13 protein-coding genes are annotated in these 18050 nt (G+C 61.8%); all 13 read left to right on the forward strand.

Annotated elements, in window-relative coordinates; translation table 11 throughout:
• Positions 1-382: 382 nt before the first annotated feature.
• The 13 genes from Q4A20_RS00685 to Q4A20_RS00745 all read left to right on the forward strand — a co-directional run bounded on the left by Q4A20_RS00685 (position 383) and on the right by Q4A20_RS00745 (position 17408).
• Entirely contained in the window at positions 383-1165 is a 783-nt protein-coding gene (locus Q4A20_RS00685; RefSeq protein WP_303118971.1) for an SDR family NAD(P)-dependent oxidoreductase, read from the forward strand.
• Positions 1166-1595: 430 nt separating this feature from the next.
• Positions 1596-4958 carry an isoleucine--tRNA ligase gene (gene ileS / locus Q4A20_RS00690; RefSeq protein WP_303118974.1) on the forward strand — a complete coding sequence of 1121 codons (3363 nt, stop codon included), beginning with the start codon at positions 1596-1598 and terminating at the stop codon, positions 4956-4958.
• 45 nt (positions 4959-5003) lie between these two features.
• On the forward strand, positions 5004-5450 hold the full coding sequence (locus Q4A20_RS00695; protein WP_303118977.1) for a nitronate monooxygenase: 447 nt from the start codon (positions 5004-5006) through the stop codon (positions 5448-5450).
• 89 nt (positions 5451-5539) lie between these two features.
• Positions 5540-6343, forward strand: coding sequence for an MBL fold metallo-hydrolase (locus Q4A20_RS00700; RefSeq protein WP_303118980.1), 804 nt, complete (start codon positions 5540-5542; stop codon positions 6341-6343).
• Between the two features lie 492 nt (positions 6344-6835).
• Complete coding sequence (locus Q4A20_RS00705; RefSeq protein WP_303118982.1) at positions 6836-7660, forward strand: sugar transferase; 825 nt, start codon at positions 6836-6838, stop codon at positions 7658-7660.
• Positions 7657-8439, forward strand: coding sequence for a glycosyltransferase family 2 protein (locus tag Q4A20_RS00710; RefSeq protein ID WP_303118985.1), 783 nt, complete (start codon positions 7657-7659; stop codon positions 8437-8439). Before Q4A20_RS00705 ends, Q4A20_RS00710 begins: the two co-directional genes overlap by 4 nt.
• A gap of 174 nt (positions 8440-8613) precedes the next feature.
• Entirely contained in the window at positions 8614-9663 is a 1050-nt protein-coding gene (locus Q4A20_RS00715; protein WP_303118988.1) for a glycosyltransferase, read from the forward strand.
• Positions 9663-10766: an EpsG family protein gene (locus tag Q4A20_RS00720; RefSeq protein WP_303119026.1), complete on the forward strand. Its 1104-nt coding sequence runs from the start codon at positions 9663-9665 to the stop codon at positions 10764-10766. The genes Q4A20_RS00715 and Q4A20_RS00720 overlap by 1 nt, the downstream gene beginning before the upstream one ends.
• 89 nt (positions 10767-10855) lie before the next feature.
• Complete coding sequence (locus tag Q4A20_RS00725; protein WP_303119028.1) at positions 10856-11197, forward strand: serine O-acetyltransferase; 342 nt, start codon at positions 10856-10858, stop codon at positions 11195-11197.
• Positions 11198-11273: 76 nt separating this feature from the next.
• Entirely contained in the window at positions 11274-12725 is a 1452-nt protein-coding gene (locus Q4A20_RS00730) for a lipopolysaccharide biosynthesis protein (RefSeq protein WP_303118991.1), read from the forward strand.
• A 109-nt stretch (positions 12726-12834) separates the two neighbouring features.
• Positions 12835-13773, forward strand: a complete 939-nt coding sequence (locus Q4A20_RS00735) for an ATP-grasp fold amidoligase family protein (protein WP_303118994.1) — start codon at positions 12835-12837, stop codon at positions 13771-13773.
• Between the two features lie 118 nt (positions 13774-13891).
• The gene (locus Q4A20_RS00740) at positions 13892-15256 is read left to right on the forward strand and encodes a polysaccharide biosynthesis tyrosine autokinase (protein WP_303118996.1); all 1365 of its coding nucleotides are present in this window, start codon (positions 13892-13894) and stop codon (positions 15254-15256) included.
• 304 nt (positions 15257-15560) lie between these two features.
• Complete coding sequence (locus tag Q4A20_RS00745) at positions 15561-17408, forward strand: folylpolyglutamate synthase/dihydrofolate synthase family protein (protein WP_303118999.1); 1848 nt, start codon at positions 15561-15563, stop codon at positions 17406-17408.
• The last annotated feature ends 642 nt before the right edge of the window (positions 17409-18050 follow it).

Genomic DNA, 18050 nt, shown 5'->3' on the forward strand with positions numbered 1-18050 from the left:
CGGCAGTACCGCAATGGTCAGGCGCTAGCGGGCCTGACAGCACATGACTTGGGTCAAGCGCAACAACGCCCCGCGGAACTCCGCGGCGAACAGGGGATGCGCTTGGGTCATGCGGCGGATTTTAAAGACAGTTCGCCAGCAAGTACAACAACGCAGTCGGATGGTGAGACGACAATGTGTCAATTAGTGGAACTGTGGTCTTTGGTCAGTGCCGCCAGCCTCTTAGGAAAGCGGGGCCTTACGTGAAATCCCGCTTGTGTATGCCTTCAGTCTGCCGGTGGGTGGTCCATCAGCTCCGGGAACCCGTCGAGGGCGTGTCGCAGCCCCGCGAGCGCCCACGCATGCCGGCGGCACGGCGCGCTGCGTGTTGCATCATTAGGGCATGAGCACGAGTACTGCCCCACACGTACGCAGGGCCCTGGTTACCGGCGCCTCTACCGGTATCGGGGCCGCCACCGTCAGGCGGCTGTGCGCCCACGGCTGGCAGGTGGTGGCCACCGCCCGGCGCGCGCAGCGGCTGGAGGCGCTGGCGGGCGAGACCGGCTGTGCCTGGGTAGCGGCCGACCTCCAAGTCCCCGACGACGTCGACCGCCTCGCCCGTGAGGTCCTGGCTGACGGGCCGGTGGACGCCGTGGTCAACAACGCTGGTGGAGCGCTGGGCATGGACTCCGTGGCTCAGGGGGACCCTCAGGAGTGGGTGACCATGTACGAGCGCAATGCGCTGGCGGCACTGCGGGTGAGCCAGGCCTTCCTGCCGGGTTTGCGCGAGCGTGGCGGGGACCTGGTCTTTCTCACTTCCACCGCCGCCCACGACACCTACCCCGGAGGGGGCGGCTATGTCGCGGCCAAACACGCCGAGCGGGTCATCGCGGGCACGCTGCGCCTAGAGCTGGTGGGAGAGCCGGTGCGCGTTATTGAGATAGCCCCGGGTATGGTCGCCACCGAGGAGTTCTCCCTCAACCGCTTCCACGGCGACGTCCAAGCGGCGCGTCAGGTCTATGCCGGGGTGGCCCAGCCGCTGACTGCGCAGGACGTGGCCGAGTGCATTGCCTGGACACTGGAGCTGCCCTCCCACGTCAACATCGACTCCATGGTGGTGCGGCCCCGGGCCCAGGCCTCCAACACGCTGGTGGCGCGCGCGGGGGAGTCGGGGGCCAGGTCCTGATTCCGAACGGCTAGGCCGACGAAGACGGGGCTTCTGGCTCCGCGTCCCAGGGCCCGCGAGGGCTCCTGCTGCCAACTCCGGTGCCGGTGTGGCCAGCACTACTCCGGCTGGAGCCGTCCGGGGATGGCCGTGTGGGCGCCGCGCGGTTACACTCACCGCCACAGGCATCGACCCGGCCATCACCGGTGAGCCTCCGGAAGAACCGGGCCCTGCCACGGTGGGATCCCAAGTAGAACCGGACGGGACAGCCCGTCACAGCTGCGAATCAAGCGGCTCGTACCGGCCTGGTCGGAGCGGGCAAGCGAGGTGGTACCGCGGTGCGGTCCCGCCGTCGTCGGGGCGCCGGCGCGGTGGGCGGCGTCGTCCTCGTGGATACCGGGCCCGAACCGATCGGGCCGCCGACTACGAGCGAGACACGAGGCAAGACCACATGGCAGAGTCCACCGGCACCAAGCACACGGGCGCCTCCTTCTACCCCCTGCACCGCTCCGGCCAGAAGGTCGAGCCGTCGCCATCCTTCCCCGCCCTCGAAGAGGAGGTCCTGGGATACTGGAAGCAGGACGGCACCTTCCAGGCGTCCATCGATGCCCGGCCGGCGCTGGATGACAACGGGCATGCCAACGAGTTCGTGTTCTATGACGGTCCGCCCTTCGCCAATGGCCTGCCCCACTACGGGCATCTGCTGACCGGTTACGTCAAGGACGCGGTCGGCCGCTATCAGACCCAGCGCGGCCGCCGGGTCGAACGCCGCTTCGGCTGGGACACTCACGGCCTGCCCGCCGAGTTGGAGGCGCTCAGCGAACTCGGTATCGACGACGTCACCGAGATCACCCGTCCCGGCGGCCTGGGCATCGAGAGATTCAACGAGGTCTGCCGCAGCTCGGTGCTGCGCTACACCAATGAGTGGGAGGACTACGTCACCCGCCAGGCCCGCTGGGTGGACTTCGAAAACGACTACAAGACCCTCGACCCGACCTACATGGAGTCGGTCATCTGGGCCTTCAAGACCCTGTATGACAAGGGCCTGGCCTACGAGGGCCACCGGGTACTGCCCTACTGCTGGCACGACCGCACGCCGCTGAGCAACCACGAGCTCAAGATGGACGACGACGTCTACCAGGACCGTCAGGACAATACTGTCACCGTGGGTCTGCGCCTGGAGCGCCGGCTGGATGCCACCCGCCCCGATGCCGCCCCCGAGCTGGCTCTGATCTGGACCACCACGCCGTGGACCCTGCCGTCCAACTCCGCCGTCGCCGTCGGAGCGGACATCGACTACGTGACCGTCCGCGTGGACGCGGACCTGGACTCCCCGGTCGCCGGTCAGGACGTGCTGCTCGCCCGGGACCTGCTGGGCGCCTACGCCAGGGAACTGGGGGAGGACCCGCAGGTGCTCGCCACCTACAAGGGGACCGACCTGGTGGGTGTGCGCTATACACCCATCTACGACTTCTTCGACGACGCCGCCCACCGGGCCGAGGGCGCGGCCCCTGGCGCCGCCGCTTGGCAGATCATCGCCGCTGACTACGTCACCACCACCGACGGCACCGGCCTGGTACATCTGGCACCCGCCTTCGGTGAGGACGACATGTACACCTGCCAGGCCTACGGCGTCGGCACGGTAATCCCCGTGGACGAAGGCGGAGTGTTCACCGGCGAGGTCCCCGATTACGCCGGCATGCACATATTCGACGCGAACAAGCCGATCGTCACCGACCTGCGTGATGGCTCCGGCCCACTGGCCCGTCGCGATGCGGCCGTGCGTGCGGTACTGGTACGCCAGCAGTCGTACGTACACTCCTACCCGCACTGCTGGCGCTGCCGCAAGCCGCTGATGTACAAGGCCGTTTCCAGCTGGTTCGTCAAGGTCAGCGCGATCCGCGACCGCATGGTGGAGCTGAACCAGGAGATCACCTGGGTTCCCGGACACATCAAGGACGGCATCTTCGGCAACTGGCTGGCCGGCGCCCGCGACTGGTCCATCTCTCGCAACCGCTTCTGGGGTGCGCCCATCCCCGTGTGGGTGAGCGACGACCCGGCCTACCCGCGCACCGACGTGTATGGCTCCTTCGCGGAGTTGGAGCAGGACTTCGGGGTCGAGGTCAAAGACCTGCACCGGCCCTTCATCGACACGCTCGTGCGCCCCAACCCGGACGACCCCACCGGCAAGTCCATGATGCGGCGCATCCCCGACGTGTTGGACTGCTGGTTCGAGTCCGGCTCCATGCCCTTCGCCCAGGTGCACTACCCGTTCGAGAACGTGGACTGGTTCGAGTCCCACAACCCCGGTGATTTCATCGTGGAGTACATCGGGCAGACCCGCGGCTGGTTCTATACCCTGCACGTGCTGGCCACCGCCCTGTTCGATCGGCCCGCCTTCACCACCTGCGTCTCCCACGGCATCCTGCTGGGCGACGACGGCCAGAAGATGAGCAAGTCCCTGCGCAACTACCCCGACGTACAGCGGGTCTTCGACCGCGACGGGGCCGACGCCATGCGCTGGTTCCTGCTGTCCTCCCCGGTGGTGCGTGGAGGGAACCTGGCCGTCACGGACCGGGCCATCCGGGACACGGTCCGGCAGGTGATGCTGCCGGTGTGGAACACCTGGTACTTCTTCAGCCTATACGCCGCCCAGGCCGGAGACGATGATGGCTGCTACCTCACCGACGGGGTGGACCTGACCGACGCCTCACTATTCGGCCCCAAGGGCTCCCTCAATGTAATGGACCGTTACGTGCTGGCCCGGGTCAAGGACCTGGCCGACACCGTGGCGGCGCAGTTGGACGCCTACGACGTCACCGGCGCCACCCACACGGTGCGCGAATTCATCGACGTGCTGACCAACTGGTACCTGCGTACCTCGCGCTCGCGCTTTGTAGACGGGACCGCGCAAGTCGCCCGCCCGGCCTTCGACACGCTGGCCACCGTGCTGCGGGTACTCATGCAAGTGATCGCACCACTGGCCCCACTGCTGGCGGAGGAGATCTACCGTGGACTGACCGGGGAGCGCTCCGTGCACCTGACCGAATGGCCCGCCCTGCCCGTGCACGTGGCCGACCCCGCGCTGGTGGCCGCCATGGACGAGGCGCGTGATGCCGTCTCCGCCGCCCTGAGCCTGCGTAAGGCCGACAAGCTACGCGTGCGACAGCCTTTGCGCACCCTCACCATCGCTACTGCCGATCCCGCCGGACTGGCGCCCTTCACCGCACTGATCGCCGACGAGGTAAACGTCAAGCAGGTGCGCGTGGTCGATGCCGCCGATGCCGGCTATGAGTTGAACGAGGAGCTGACGCTCAATCCGCGCGCCTTCGAGCCGCAGGTCCGTAAGCTGACCTCCAAGCTCTTCGCCGCCGTCAAGGCCGGGGAGTGGGAGGTCACCGCCGACGGTGACGTTCGCTTCGAGACGGTTCTGCTCGGCGGTGCCCCGGTGGTGCTGGAGGCGGAGGACTCCGCCTTCACACTTTCGACCCGCATTGAGGTCAGCGACGACTCCCTGTCGGCGACCGTCCTGCCTTCGGGAGCCTTCGTGGTGCTGGATACTTCGCTCGATGCGGATCTGGAGGCGGAGGGTTGGGCTCGTGACCTGGTCCGCCTGATCATGGACGAGCGTAAGGCCTCCGGGCTGAACATCGGTGAGCCGGCTCGCGCCACCCTGACGGTTCCGGCCGATAAGCAGGCCTGGACCGGCGCCTACCTGGACCTGATCAAGCGCGAGGTCAGCTGCGTGGACGTCACGTTGCTCGCGGTGGACGGCGCCGGCGCGCCCAAGGCTCGAGTGGAGAAGGCTGAGTAACGGTTTGTGAGTGGCCAGTCCCTTCTTAGCGGCGGCCACGGACGCATGCGGCCGACCGACCCGGCGGCTGTGCGTGCCTACCGCGAGCGCCTGGCGTCGCTGGCGCGCCGTTACGGAGTCGAGTTTCCCGAGCCGGGCGACCAGACCGCCCGTGCGCTTGGGAACCGCACGGTTGCTAGTGGGCCGGGCGGGGCCGACGACGACGCCTGGCAGGCGCAGGTGGCCGCGCTGCTCGACCCCCGGTTCACCCAGACGGTGGTCACCAGAGCCTTCTCAGGGCGATGGGCGCGTGGCCTGCGAAACGGCTTCACCGCCGCGTACTCTGATGTCGCGCCCGCCGTGTACCCCGCCGTCAACAGGCTGACTGGCGTGTTGCGCGCCGCGGCTGCGCGTTCGGGCGACCTCGACAACCTGTCCCTGTGGGCGGGCACCGGCTGGCGGCACACTCCCACCGGATCGGTTGCCCGGATCATGGATGGGTTGCTGTCCTGATCAACGACCAGTCTGGCTTGACGTAGCTGTTGGTCCGGTAGTCTGAACCCGCAGTCGCCGAATCGACCAGCACAGCAAGGATGGTGATCATGCCTCCGGCCACCCCGACTATTCCTCGCCACGAGATGGGTTTCCTCGTGGTCGGCGGTCCCACCGTCGTCATCGACATTGCTGGCCTGCGCATGGTGATCGATCCGGCTTTCGACCCGCCTACCGACTACGGCTCCCTGCGCAAGACCCGCGGCCCGGCCGTTGCGGCGCAGGCGCTAGCGGACACCGATGTTGTGCTGGTCAGCCATGCCGACCACGCCGACAACCTTGATCGCTCCGGGAGATCCTTCGCGCTGGCCGCGCCGCGCCTGCTTAGCAATCCCGGCTCGGCCCGCCAACTCGGGACGCATGCCGAGGGCCTGGAGCCCTGGGACTCGGCGCGCTTGGGCGACGACGTCACTGTTATTGCGGTACCTGCCCAGCATGGTCCCGCCGACGGCGAAGTCGACGTCGCCGGATACGTCAACTGCGAAGTCACCGGCTTCGTGATACGCGCGGGCGGTACCACCGTGTACCTGAGCGGAGACAATGTTTCGCTCGCCATTGTCGCGCAGGTCAAGGACCGCATCGGTACCATTGATCACGCAGTCCTGAACGCGGGACGCGCAACTGTGCCGGCCAAGTTCGCGGGTCGTCCCCTGAGCCTTTCCGCTGAGCGGGCCAGTGCGGCTGCACAGGTACTCGGGGCGCCACACATCATTGTGGCCCACCAGACGGGTTGGGAGCACTTCATGGATGGCCCAGGCGCAACCTTACGGGCATTCCGGGACGCTGGGATCCTGGACCGCTTGGACCGCACACCCGAGGGGGAGTGGAGCGAGACATTAGGAAAGGCCGTTTGAGGGGACGTGGCTGTCTGAGGCAAAGTCTACGTCCTCAAGAAGAGGTGCACCTCACCGGAGCTATGAAGTCATGGTGATCATGAGGTAAAAGCTATCAGTGACAGCAGCTCGTGTATTACACCGTAATAGTGAGGGCGTTGGCAGTCCTCGTGAAGATGTTCGTTCCATCTCGATCATACCAACCTGATTACGTTGGTCAGCGTACCTTGCGTCCGCAATCAGGAAGCCGTAAGCTGCAAACAACCCTGGTGCTGGGTTCATGGCTTCTGGCGTTGGCGCGCCTGACTGAGAAAGGAAGGAGGAGTTGAGCGTCGGCCAGCGTCTCTTGTGACGTACCGGGAGTTTCCTTGAGTGTGCTGTGTGAACGGCGCAGGCGTCAGGTTAGCTCCGTGCCATAATACGATTGAAGGTCGGGTCTTGAAGTCCCTGTGCGAGTCTCCGAGTAGGAGGCTACTGTACCTGTCTACTAAAATCTCCTGGTGGTTCCCTAAAATGTTCCGCGATATCCAAAGTTCTCGCTATTTGCGGATGCTTGTAAGTGGATTCGGTGTGTGCGACGCAGTAGTTCGTCCCGAGAGGGAGCGGTATATCGAAGCGCGTAAGCATAACGACAGACCGGAGAGCGATACTATGCCGCCTTGGCACGAGCTGCCGCAAGACATGCAGGATGAAGCTGTCCGCCCTTATTACGAGTATTTGGTGAGCCGAGAGCGCGATCTGCGCATGAAGCGCTTGCTGGACCTCGTGGGTGCGGGGACCTTGATAGTGCTCCTGGGTTGGCTGTTTGTCATACTTCCGGTGGTGATCAAGTTGGACTCGCCTGGTCCGATATTCTTCAGGCAGGTGCGCGTCACTCAATTCGGCAAGGAGTTCCAGATACATAAATTCCGCACAATGTTTGACCGGCAGAGCGCCTCTGCCTTTCAGGTGACTGTTAATGATGACCCGCGGATTACCAGGGTCGGATCATTGATGCGGCGCTACCGGATTGACGAAATAGGTCAACTGATTGATATCATGCAGGGAAATATGACGTTCGTCGGTACGCGGCCGGAGGTTCCTGAATATGTGCGTGAGTACACGCCGGAAATGAAAGCGACGCTACTACTTCCGGCAGGCGTGACATCTACAGCAAGCATAGTGTTCAGGGACGAAGCCCAGCTGCTCACTTCGGTCGATGATGTGCGCCGCACATATATCGATAAGATTCTTCCTGCAAAGATGCGCTACAACCTCGACGACATTCGTAATTTCAGTGTCGCTCGGGACATGCGAATCGTCGTGGAGACGATTCGAGCCGTATTTTGGTCCCGATGAAGAAGATGGTTGGATCCGTAATGAGAGTGGTTCCCGGGCTCGTCTCCATAATCATGCCGGCCTTCAATGCGGCAGCCTTTGTTGAAGACGCAGTCAAGTCGGTGCAGGAACAATCCTATACGTCGTGGGAGCTGCTGATCGTAGACGACTGCTCCACCGATGATACCTTCCAGCGGGTGACGGCACTGGCGTCCGCGGATGCACGCATGCGGTGTATACGGCTGAAGCGCAACAGCGGCGCCGCAGTGGCGCGCAACCGAGCCATGGAAATGGCTCGGGGACAGTACATGGCGTTTCTCGACTCCGATGATCTGTGGCACCCCGAGAAGCTTGAGAAACAGGTGCGGTTCATGCGAACCGAGTCGGTTGCCTTCACTTGCACGGCGTACCAGCAGTTCACTGATCCGGGAATGCGCAGGGGGAGAGTGGTACGCAGCCCGAAACGGATCTCCTATCGCCGCCTGCTCCTGGACTGCCCGGTGGGAAACTCGACGGTAATGTATGACGTTTCCCGGATGGGCAAGTTCGAGGTGCCAAATATCAGGAAACGGAACGATGATGCGCTGTGGTTGCGGATGCTGCGGAAGGAGCCGTTCATATGGAGCATTCCCGATGTACTCGCCGGTTACCGAGTCAGGGTAGGATCGATATCAAGCAACAAGCTCGATCTCGTCAAGTATCATTGGACTCTGTATCGTCGAATAGAACACCTTAGCGTTGCTAGGTCCGTACTTCATCTGATAATATGGGGAGCGATCAAGGTATTTCGACTAAAGTAGTGGCAGGCCGCGGAATGGCTGTTTGTAATGCCTTTCGGTAGGGATGGAATGAGGAGCGTGAAAATGAGTAGCCACAGTGGAGCGGAATACTTGCCGCAGTCTGTTCGAACCCCTCTGCGGGTATTGCACATTCATTCCTCCTTAACTGTTCGTTCGGGCGTGATGGGCGTTCTAATGAACTATTTTCGACATATCGATCCCAGTAGGGTTGTATTCGACTTCTATACATACTACCATCCCTCAGATACTACATATCAGGATGAGATTGAGGGGCTCGGAGGCAGATGCCTTGACGGTCCTGACAGCAAGAACATCTTCACTATACGAAGGCACCTTGCTAAGGTTCTGAAGGAACATGCGGGTGAGTACCGCGTTGTGCATATTCATGATCCTATGCTGGCGAGATTCCTGTATCCGGTGATTCATCGATATGGAGTTGCCACAGTAATAGTTCACTCGCACTCTACCGGGTACTCGGGTAGTAGAATAAAGGCGTTCCGCAATTGGCTTGCGTGCAGGAACATACGACGTTACTCGGATGCGCGCATGGCGTGCTCGTACGAGGCCGGTGTCCACTTGTTCGGTTCTCTCGGCTTCACGGTCATGCGGAATGCGATTGAAGTTGAACGGTTCGCCTTCGACTCCGACGTCAGAAATTCGGTAAGGAGCGAGTTCGGGCTCGACGACGCATACGTCATCGGCCATGTCGGCCGATTCAGCGAGGAGAAGAATCACGCACTTCTGCTGTCTGTTTTCAAGGAACTCGTTAGGCGTGATCCCTCGAGCAGGCTAATTTTGGTCGGGGACGGCCCGTTAAGAGAGCACTACGAGGCCGTCGTTCGCGAGCAGGGCTTGGCGGACGTTGTCGTGTTCGTCGGGCACAGCGGCAGGGTGTCGGAGTTGTTCCAGGCTATGGACGTACTCGTACTCCCGTCTAGGTTCGAAGGGCTTGGCTTGGTTGGGGTGGAAGCGCAGTGCGCTGGTGTCCCGGTGGTTTGCTCGGACAGGGTGCCGGCTGAGATTGAAACGCTGAACTGCTCATTTGTTCCACTAGACTCAGCGCCAGATGCCTGGGTGAGACGGATCGAGTCAGTACGGTCCCGTACTGATCGAGGTAGAGAACTTGGCGCTGAGGCGACGCGCCGAAGGGGCTATGATGTGACCGAGGCGGTAGGCGAGATGGTGCGGCGGTATGAGGCGCTATCTCAGATCGGTAGACGGTGATGTGGCTACATTACACTCTGTTCCTCTGTCTATTGCTGGCTAGCGGGTTGTCCTCCGGATCGCGCACTGAAGGTGCTGCGAAAGGCACGTCGACACTCCTTGTTGCAACCGGTGCCTTTATCGCGCTGAGTTCTATGCGCGCCGTGACCGTGGGTAGCGACACACGTGAGTACCGGAGGGTGTTCGATTCTATTGTCGGAGTTGATTCGTTGGAGGAGGCATATTCCGTTAGCCGTTTTGAGCGAGGATATGTGGTTCTGAACTACGCGATCAGCAGGGCTACGGGTGATTTCAATCTGTTCCTGCTGGTGCTGTCTATAGTGTCCTTCGGTGCTATATCCGTATTCATTCATCGGTATGCGTTCTCAAATTCGGTCTCCGTAATGCTCGCATTCGGCATGTCGGTGTTCTACGACGTCATGCTGGCACTCAGGCAGGGTATCGCGGTGGCGTTCTTCCTGTTGGCCTTCCCGGCACTGCTCAACCGCAGGCCCGTTCACTACGTCCTTATGATACTGCTCGCATCGCAGTTCCACAGTTCAGCGCTATTTCTTTTACCGCTGTATTTTGTAACCTCGATCAACGTCCACTCGTTCGCGGGTTGGCTTAAGGCCGGTATCGTAGTGGCGTTCCTGGCGGTGACCCTCGGCGTAATACTGACACGATTTGGCTCGGCGATGACTTACTACGGGCATTACCTCAACTCTGCCTACGCGGAAGGGGGAGTCAGATCTGCAACGGTGCTTGGGATATGCGTGAGGATCGTGATGGTCGTGGTTGCGGCGGGCTGCGGCTGGAAGACGGCAGCGGCCGATGACCGTTCGGACAGGACTCGGGTGCTGCTTGCGTTCGTGCTGCTGGATCTCGGTGTGATGGTGGTTTCGCTCGGTTTCAACTTGCTGGACCGGATCGAGATGTACTTCACTCTGCCATTCGTTGTCGGGGTCGCTAACGTGATATCGCGTGGGGATGTTCGTCACCAGATCGGCGCCCAGGCGCTGACTGTTCCTCTGTGTTTTGCGCACCGGACGGTGGCGCTTACGATTCGGCCGGAGTGGTTCCACTTGTTTCCATACGTCAGTTTCGTTCAGGAGGGGCGATGATTATGGATCCGGTATACCGGAGTTACTCGGTTGCGCGTTGGTTCGCCGAACACCGTATGCGCTTGTTTGCTTACTCTGTGAGGGCATTCATGCGGATAGTGTTCGCGTGCGATTTGCCTTATGCGGCCCGAGTCGGGATAGGAACCAAGTTTCCACACCACGCGCTTGCGGTGGTGATTCATCCTGACGCCGTAATAGGAGAGAACTGCACGATATCTCACCAGGTCACCATTGGTGGAAGGAAGGGGCTCCAAGAGGTTCCGGTTGTTGGGGACCGGGTGCTGATCGGATGTGGGGCCAAGTTGTTGGGTCCTATAGTGGTCGGAGACGGTGCTGTAATTGGCGCGGGTGCCGTCGTACTTACGGATGTCCCGGCGGGCGCAACGGCGGTCGGCGTGCCAGCGCGGATCTTGGACGGTGAGCAGCCTTGATACGAGGTTATAAGTGTCATGCGGCGATGACACGTATGCTTGTGATCGGCATATTGCCATGATGGGGAGGCATATCATGACCGGAGGTGATAGGGGAAGGCTCCGCGAGCTCATCGGCAACACGTTGCTGTTCGCCGTCGGCACATTGAGTGTGAAATTGGTGTCGTTCATCCTGATGCCTCTGTACACCACGGTGATGACGGTTGAGGAGTACGGTGTCGCGGAGCTCGCCAACAACGGGATAGAGATACTGCTCCCGGTTATGTCGCTGGGTGCCGTTGAGGCACTGTACAGGTTCTCTATCGATGACGGAATTAGCAAGATCAGTCTGTTTACTAACTCCGTGATCCTCCTCGGGGGAGGTGTGATCGGCGTCGGCGTTATGTGCGCCGCGGCCCGCTTCGTGTTCGGATACTCGTACTCAGTGCCCGTATTCGTACTGTTCTCATCGGTATGCGCTTACAAGGCGAGCGCGCAATTCGCGAGGGGATGCGGACATGTCAAGAGGTATGTCCTTTACGGCATGACCAATGCTGTTGCCCTCTTGGTAACGACATACGTGTTGGTGGTGCGCGCCAGTGGGGGTGTATCGGGGTACTTGTGGTCGTATTCGATAGCGCATTTCGCGGCCTCCGCTACGGCGTTTGTAGTGTCTCGCGAATATCGCTTCCTTTCACCATCGGGTTTCGATAGTCGTTTGCTGAGAATAATGCTCGGGTACAGCCTGCCACTCGTGCCGAATTTAATTGCATGGTGGATTGTCAGTATATCCGGCAGATACGTTGTGCTGTGGAGCAGAGGTGCCGCGGATGCGGGAGTATTCACGGCCGCTAGCAAATTGCCGGCGATAATCAACCTGGGTGCGTCGGTGTTCCAGCTGGCTTGGCAGTATTCGGCCTCTAAGGCAATCGGTTCGCCTGACAGTGGGGTGTTCTTTGTGCGCGTGCTCCGGGGTTATGCGTGGACTGTACTAGTGGTGTCTGGAGTTGTAATCGCGATGAGCCGGTCCATTTCCGGGTTATTGCTGCGATCTGATTTCGGTGTGGCGTGGAGATATGTGCCGTTGTTAATGCTCGCCGCGGCTTTTGGAGCGCTTTCGATCTTTTTCGAGAGTTTCTACCAGGCGCTGATGGACAATCGCATGCTGATGGTGTCGACGTTGGTCGGTGCCGGGGTGAATGTCCTGATCGGTGTGCCTCTGGCGATGGCGCTCGGGATCTGGGGGGCGGTGGTCGGTACGCTTTCGGCGTACGTGGTGATGTTCGGCATACGAATGTATGACATTAAACGGAGAGCATCGTTACCCATGAGTGCTGTAAGGATATGGGGCCAGTTGGTACTAGTTGCTGTCATTGCCGGCGCGTCGTCGCTCCAAGTTTCGCCGTTTGTCGCGGGCATTATCTGGACTTCACTGATAATGTTGCTGTTGTCGGACTGCGGTATGGTGGCCGCATTGGCGAAAGAAGCGAGTGGTTGGATCGGTTCTCGTACCGGAAGGAGGCCCGGCGGCGATTTATTTGGTGCTTGATGCAGGAGACAGGACTGCGCTGGCAACGGTATGGTTAGTCAGGTTGGTTTGTGTCGGCTCAGCCGTGTTTATGCTTATTCAGAGGTTTCGGTCAAGTTGGAGGTGTGGTATGAATATCAAGCGTGTAGTGAAAGGCATCCTTCCGCCTTGGGTGCTTGCCCGGGGATTGCGTGCGCTGCATCGACGCAACTGTAAGCTTCAGCCGGAGGAGTATCGTGCGGCGCTTGTGCAGTGGTGCTGGTTTATGCGTCGTCCGTGTGACCTCGACAGTCCCCGCACATTGGCTGACAAGATCCACTGGCTCAAGCTGTACGACTCGACTCCTCTGAAGGGGCGGCTTGCGGACAAGTTTCTGGTGAGGGAATGGGTGGCAGAGCGTATAGGCGATGAGTACCTCCTGCCTTTGCGGGGTGTATGGGACGATCCGAACGACATTGACTTCGACAGGCTTCCGGATCGTTTCGTACTGAAGGCCACGCATGGCTCCGGCTGGAATGTACTGGTTCACGACAAGGATGAGCTTGACGTGGCGCGTACGCGGCGGACGCTTGGGGATTGGCTGACGATGAGGCATGCGATGCGTGGCGGGTTTGAACTGCACTACGAATTCTGTGAGCCTCGCATTATATGTGAGGACTTGCTCGAAGACGGCTCGGGCGGTCTGCGGGACTACAAGTTCATGACCTTCGACGGTGTCGTTCAGTTCATATTCGTCGTCGATGGTAGATACTCCGGTATAGAGCGTGGAACCTATCTTCCTGATTGGACCAGGGCGCCGTTCGAATACGTTGGTGACGCAGATATCGCCGGGGATGTCGATCCGCCCGCGCGATTGGATGAGATGTCCCGCCTCGCGGAGGAGCTTGGAAGGGGCTTTGCCTGTGCCAGAGTGGATTTCTACGAAGTCGAAGGACGCGTCTTTTTTGGCGAGATCACCTTCACCGACGCGAACGGCATGTCGTTTTTTGTGCCGGAGGCCTATGACATAGTTTTCGGTGACAGGCTGGTGCTACCAGAGAAGAAGACTTTCAAGGGGGTTATGTTGTGATTATCATATACCGGAGTTGCGGGACCTCCGAGTCCGGAGTCGGGCGCAGTCGGTGCGGGGCTCGGTTCTGCGTGCCTTCGGCGCGGGTGCCATCGGGGACACGGGAGGTAGTCGGTTCATGACGCTGAACGGACTGCTGGCTCTGAGCCGGCAGCGTATCGGCAGCCTGGCGCTGGTGATTGTGTTGAGCGTGATGGCGGCGCTGGGCGCGGTGGCTGCGCTTCCGGTGACGTATACCGCCAAGGCTGTCGGATACATGCGGGTATACGTACCGGATAACGTCGCGGACACTACCGACTCGTATTACGTGGCAACCCAGTTAGCGTCTCGCAAGATTGACGCGGTTATTCCGGTGTTTACTTCGGAAACGGTAGGGCAGCGGGTCGTCGATTCCCTCGGGCTGGACGAGACGGCGTCGCAGATCGCGAGATCGTTGACGGCGACACATGCCGAGAACACGGCAACGGTCGTGGTCACGGCGAAAGCGTCCTCGCCCCAGTCGGCGAGGCGTGTGGCCGATGAGGCAATCGTCCAATCGGCCCAGGAGGTGCGCGAGTTGGAGGGGGATCGGTACCCCGGTGAGATCGTGCTTATGTCTTCGTCGGAGTTGTCAGAAGTTACCCGTTCACCTTCGAGCATCAGGTTCGTTGCCTTTGGTGCCTTTGGCGGCCTGGTTCTGGCTTATATATGGATCATTCTTCGGGAGGTGACGGACAATACTGTGCGCGGGGTGGACGATCTGCGTGCTGCTGGAGATCTGACAGCGCTGGGAGCGGTTCCCTATTCGAGTTCAATCAGCCGGGTGGGTGCGGGAGGGACGGCAGCCCCAGCGGTTGAGGAGGCGATGCGCCGTCTGAGGATTAATGTGCTGCACGGGGGCGGCAGCGGCGGCAGCCTTATTGTCACGTCGCCTGCGGCGGCGGACGGTCGCACTACGGTGGCGGCGCGCTTGGCGAGGGTCTTCTCCCTGGCGGGTGCGCGTGTAGTTCTGGTAGATGGAGATCTGCGCGCACCGGCGCTCGCCGAGACATTCGGAGTGGATGCGGATGCATCGGGGCTTTCGCAGTTACTGGCTGGGGAGGTATCGGTAGATGAGGTTATGACGGAAGCGTCGATTCCGGGCCTGGAGTTCATTCCCGCCGGACGGACGCTGTCAAATCCGTCTGAGCTGCTCGCGTCGTCTAGAATGGCTGCCCTGATCGCTGAGCTTGAGGCGGACCGTATAGTAGTTATCGACTCTCCTCCTGTACTGGATTACGCTGATGCGGCGATAATGGCTGAGCGTGCTGGCGGCGTGTTGTTGGTCGCTCGTGCGGGGCGTACAACGGTCAATGATTTGCAGGAGGCGATACTGGCCATTGAGCAGGGCGGTGGCACGGTTGCGGGCGTGGTTCTCAACCGGGTGTCCTCCCGATGGAGACGGCGTCCGTTCGGAGCGGTGCACAGTGAGGCGCCTGGTGGGGGGCGTCGGGAACGACGCTGATCACAGGCTTTTCGTGTTTGGGTTTTTGGCACCGGTGCTGAGGCACACTTTGGCCACCAGGTGCCGGCCAACGGCTTAGGCGTAGCGAGCAGGCCAGCGCATTCGGTTAGCCCCTTGCCCGTCACCTTATTCATGGTCCAGGGTGGTTCATCTCCGACAGTCGGGCGGTCATAAGTTGGCCCCTTCCCTAGGTCGGTCGATACGGTCTCGACCTGCGGGATTGGCATCCGGTCCGCTGTCCGCGTGGTCGATCCTCTAGGCTTGCACGGGTTGATCCTCGAGCAGGAAGCGGGAACAAGAGCACATGAGCAATAAGCGGCACGAGCAGGGCGTCCCTGCCGGTGAAGGGCCGGAGACCCATCCTGGCGCTGCCTTCGGCATTCCCGTCGGTGCCAGCGGCGAGGATGTCGTCGACGCCGTCTACGGCCCCGGCGCCATGCGTTCTGGCATAGACCCTGAGCTGTTGCCCTATCTGGATGCCGCCGACGGCTCCGACGGAAACTCTTTGGCGGACTCCGCCGACGCAGATGCGGGAGCCAAGGACAGCAGTGAGCAGGCCGATGCGCAGGACCTCGCAGCCCTGCGCGAGCTCGTGGCCGCCAGCATGTTGCCGGGCGGTGATCTCGAGCGCCTGGACGCCCTCCTGGCAGAGGTCGACTCGGATGCCAGCGACGATTGGGAGGACTGGGAGCCAGTACTGCCTGACGCCCCGACGGATGTGGCTGCGACGGAGTCCGACGAAACGCACCGCGCGAACCTGACTGCGGCCGCCCACGCCGTCGAGGTATCCGCGCGAATGCGGCAGGTTGAGGCGGAGATCCTCTCCCGCGCCCCCGAGCACCAGGTGCAGCCCTCGTTGGAACGCGTCGAGGCGGTACTCGACATTCTGGGCAACCCTGAACGCAACTACCGCATCGTGCACGTGGCCGGCACCAACGGCAAGACATCCACCGCCCGCATGACCGAGCGGCTTCTCGCCGCCACGGGTATGCGCACAGGACGCTTTACCAGCCCCCACCTGGCCACCATCCGTGAGCGGATCGCCTTGGACGGTGAGCCCATCAGTGAGGCGGACTTCATCGCCGCCTGGGAGGACGTCGCCCCTTACATCGAGATGGTTGACGCTCGCTCCCAGGCCGACGGCGGTCCCCGGCTGAGCTTCTTCGAGGTGCTCACGGTGATGGCTCTGGCCGCCTTCGCCGACCATCCTGTGGATGCTGCGGTGATCGAGGTCGGGATGGGCGGCACCTGGGACTCCACCAACGTGGTGCCCGGGGACGTCGAGGTCATCACCTCTATAGGGCATGACCACGGCTCCTGGCTCGGCGCCTCACTGGAGGAGATCGCTGCCAACAAGGCCGGCATCATCAAGGATTCAGCCACTCTTATAACCGCCGCGCAGCCGGAGTCGGTGCATGCGGTCATCGCCGATGCGGCCGATACTCACCAGGTCCTCTGGCGGCGCGAACTCGATCCGGAGGAGGATCCGGACGCCCCCGACGCCGGGATACTGCGCGTGGTTGACCGGATACCGGCCGTAGGTGGCCAAATGGTTACCTTCGCCACCGCCGCGGCCGTATATGAGGACGTATTCGTGCCGCTCCACGGCGACTACCAGGCGCGTAACGCACTGCTCGCTCTGGCCGCCGCGGAGGCGGTCTTCGGCGGCAGGCAACTGCCCGCGAAGGTCGTTGAGGACGGTTTCGCCTCCGTCACCAGCCCTGGCCGTCTGGAGGTGCTCCGCTCCAGTCCGACGGTGATCGTCGACGCCGGCCACAACCCCCACGGCGTGGCCGCGCTGGTTGGCGCCGTGGAGGAGGCCTTCGGTCTTCAGCATCTGGTCGCCGTTGTCGGGCTCATGAAGGATAAGGATGCCGAGGGTGTCCTATCGGTTCTGGAGCCCGCCTGCGACGCCGTGGTCTGCGTGCCCATCGACTCTCCGCGGGCGATGGATGCTGAGGAGCTGGGCGTTGTGGCGCGTGAGGTGTTCGGTGCCGGCCGGGTGGATGTTGCGCCCAATCTACTTGCCGGGGCAGAGCAGGCGGTGACCATGTCCGAGGGCTTCGACTCCCCGCTGACCGTCTCTGGTGTGCTGATCGTCGGTTCCGTGGTACTCGCCGCCGAGGCGCGTGCCCTGTTCGGCAAGCCCTGATCTCTCCGCCGGGCACCAACAACCCGCCGAGGTCGGTAGAACTTACGTGCCGAGATCGGTCAATATGATTCCGGTGAGGTCGGCTGGGCTGTCGTTTACAGGCTCTTGCGGTTTGGGGGTGTGATGATGAGGGTTGGGGTTGTGGTGTGGTGGTTGTTGTCGGGTGTGTGGGGTCGTCTTCGGTGGGTGCCGGTCTGTTGAGGGTGACCTTTTCATCCCCAAGTCCTTCACATTCGGGAGGGTTTTGGGCCGAAGAAGAGGTTTTCGCCGGACTTGGGTCGTTGTCGGGCTGGCGGGGGACGTTGTCGGGCGGGTGGTGTCGGCTGGCGGGGACGATTCGTTGAATCTGTTGAGATCATCCGGGCGTCGGACCGGGGCGCTGGCCGTTGGCGGTGTTTGCCGGCGCCTGCGGTGATTTCAGTGCCTGTGATGCCGCACCCCGGGGCACCTCGAGCGCGCTTGTGCCGATGCCGGGGGTGTGGACCCGGGGCGTGTTCGCTGGTGCGCGCCGGGTGAGGGTTCGCCACTTCGCCTGATGGTTCGTCACTTCACCCCGGCGCTTCGGCACTTCGCACGGCGGTTCGTACTGTCAAGTCCCGGGTTTTGTAGAGGGTGTTTTATCTGGCGTCGGGGGTTGCCGGC

This window comes from Actinomyces sp. (assembly GCF_030530635.1).
Taxonomy (GTDB): domain Bacteria; phylum Actinomycetota; class Actinomycetes; order Actinomycetales; family Actinomycetaceae; genus Actinomyces.

Bases quoted from the DNA above. Each gene is read 5' to 3' on its own strand.
- Q4A20_RS00705 (WP_303118982.1), top strand. From the start codon at position 6,836: ATGTTCCGCGATATCCAAAGTTCTCGCTATTTGCGGATGCTTGTAAGT.
- ileS (WP_303118974.1), top strand. From the start codon at position 1,596: ATGGCAGAGTCCACCGGCACCAAGCACACGGGCGCCTCCTTCTACCCC.
- Q4A20_RS00725 (WP_303119028.1), top strand. From the start codon at position 10,856: ATGCGGATAGTGTTCGCGTGCGATTTGCCTTATGCGGCCCGAGTCGGG.
- Q4A20_RS00730 (WP_303118991.1), top strand. From the start codon at position 11,274: ATGACCGGAGGTGATAGGGGAAGGCTCCGCGAGCTCATCGGCAACACG.
- Q4A20_RS00715 (WP_303118988.1), top strand. From the start codon at position 8,614: ATGAACTATTTTCGACATATCGATCCCAGTAGGGTTGTATTCGACTTC.
- Q4A20_RS00735 (WP_303118994.1), top strand. From the start codon at position 12,835: ATGAATATCAAGCGTGTAGTGAAAGGCATCCTTCCGCCTTGGGTGCTT.
- Q4A20_RS00710 (WP_303118985.1), top strand. From the start codon at position 7,657: ATGAAGAAGATGGTTGGATCCGTAATGAGAGTGGTTCCCGGGCTCGTC.
- Q4A20_RS00685 (WP_303118971.1), top strand. From the start codon at position 383: ATGAGCACGAGTACTGCCCCACACGTACGCAGGGCCCTGGTTACCGGC.
- Q4A20_RS00745 (WP_303118999.1), top strand. From the start codon at position 15,561: ATGAGCAATAAGCGGCACGAGCAGGGCGTCCCTGCCGGTGAAGGGCCG.
- Q4A20_RS00700 (WP_303118980.1), top strand. From the start codon at position 5,540: ATGCCTCCGGCCACCCCGACTATTCCTCGCCACGAGATGGGTTTCCTC.
- Q4A20_RS00695 (WP_303118977.1), top strand. From the start codon at position 5,004: ATGCGGCCGACCGACCCGGCGGCTGTGCGTGCCTACCGCGAGCGCCTG.
- Q4A20_RS00740 (WP_303118996.1), top strand. From the start codon at position 13,892: ATGACGCTGAACGGACTGCTGGCTCTGAGCCGGCAGCGTATCGGCAGC.
- Q4A20_RS00720 (WP_303119026.1), top strand. From the start codon at position 9,663: ATGTGGCTACATTACACTCTGTTCCTCTGTCTATTGCTGGCTAGCGGG.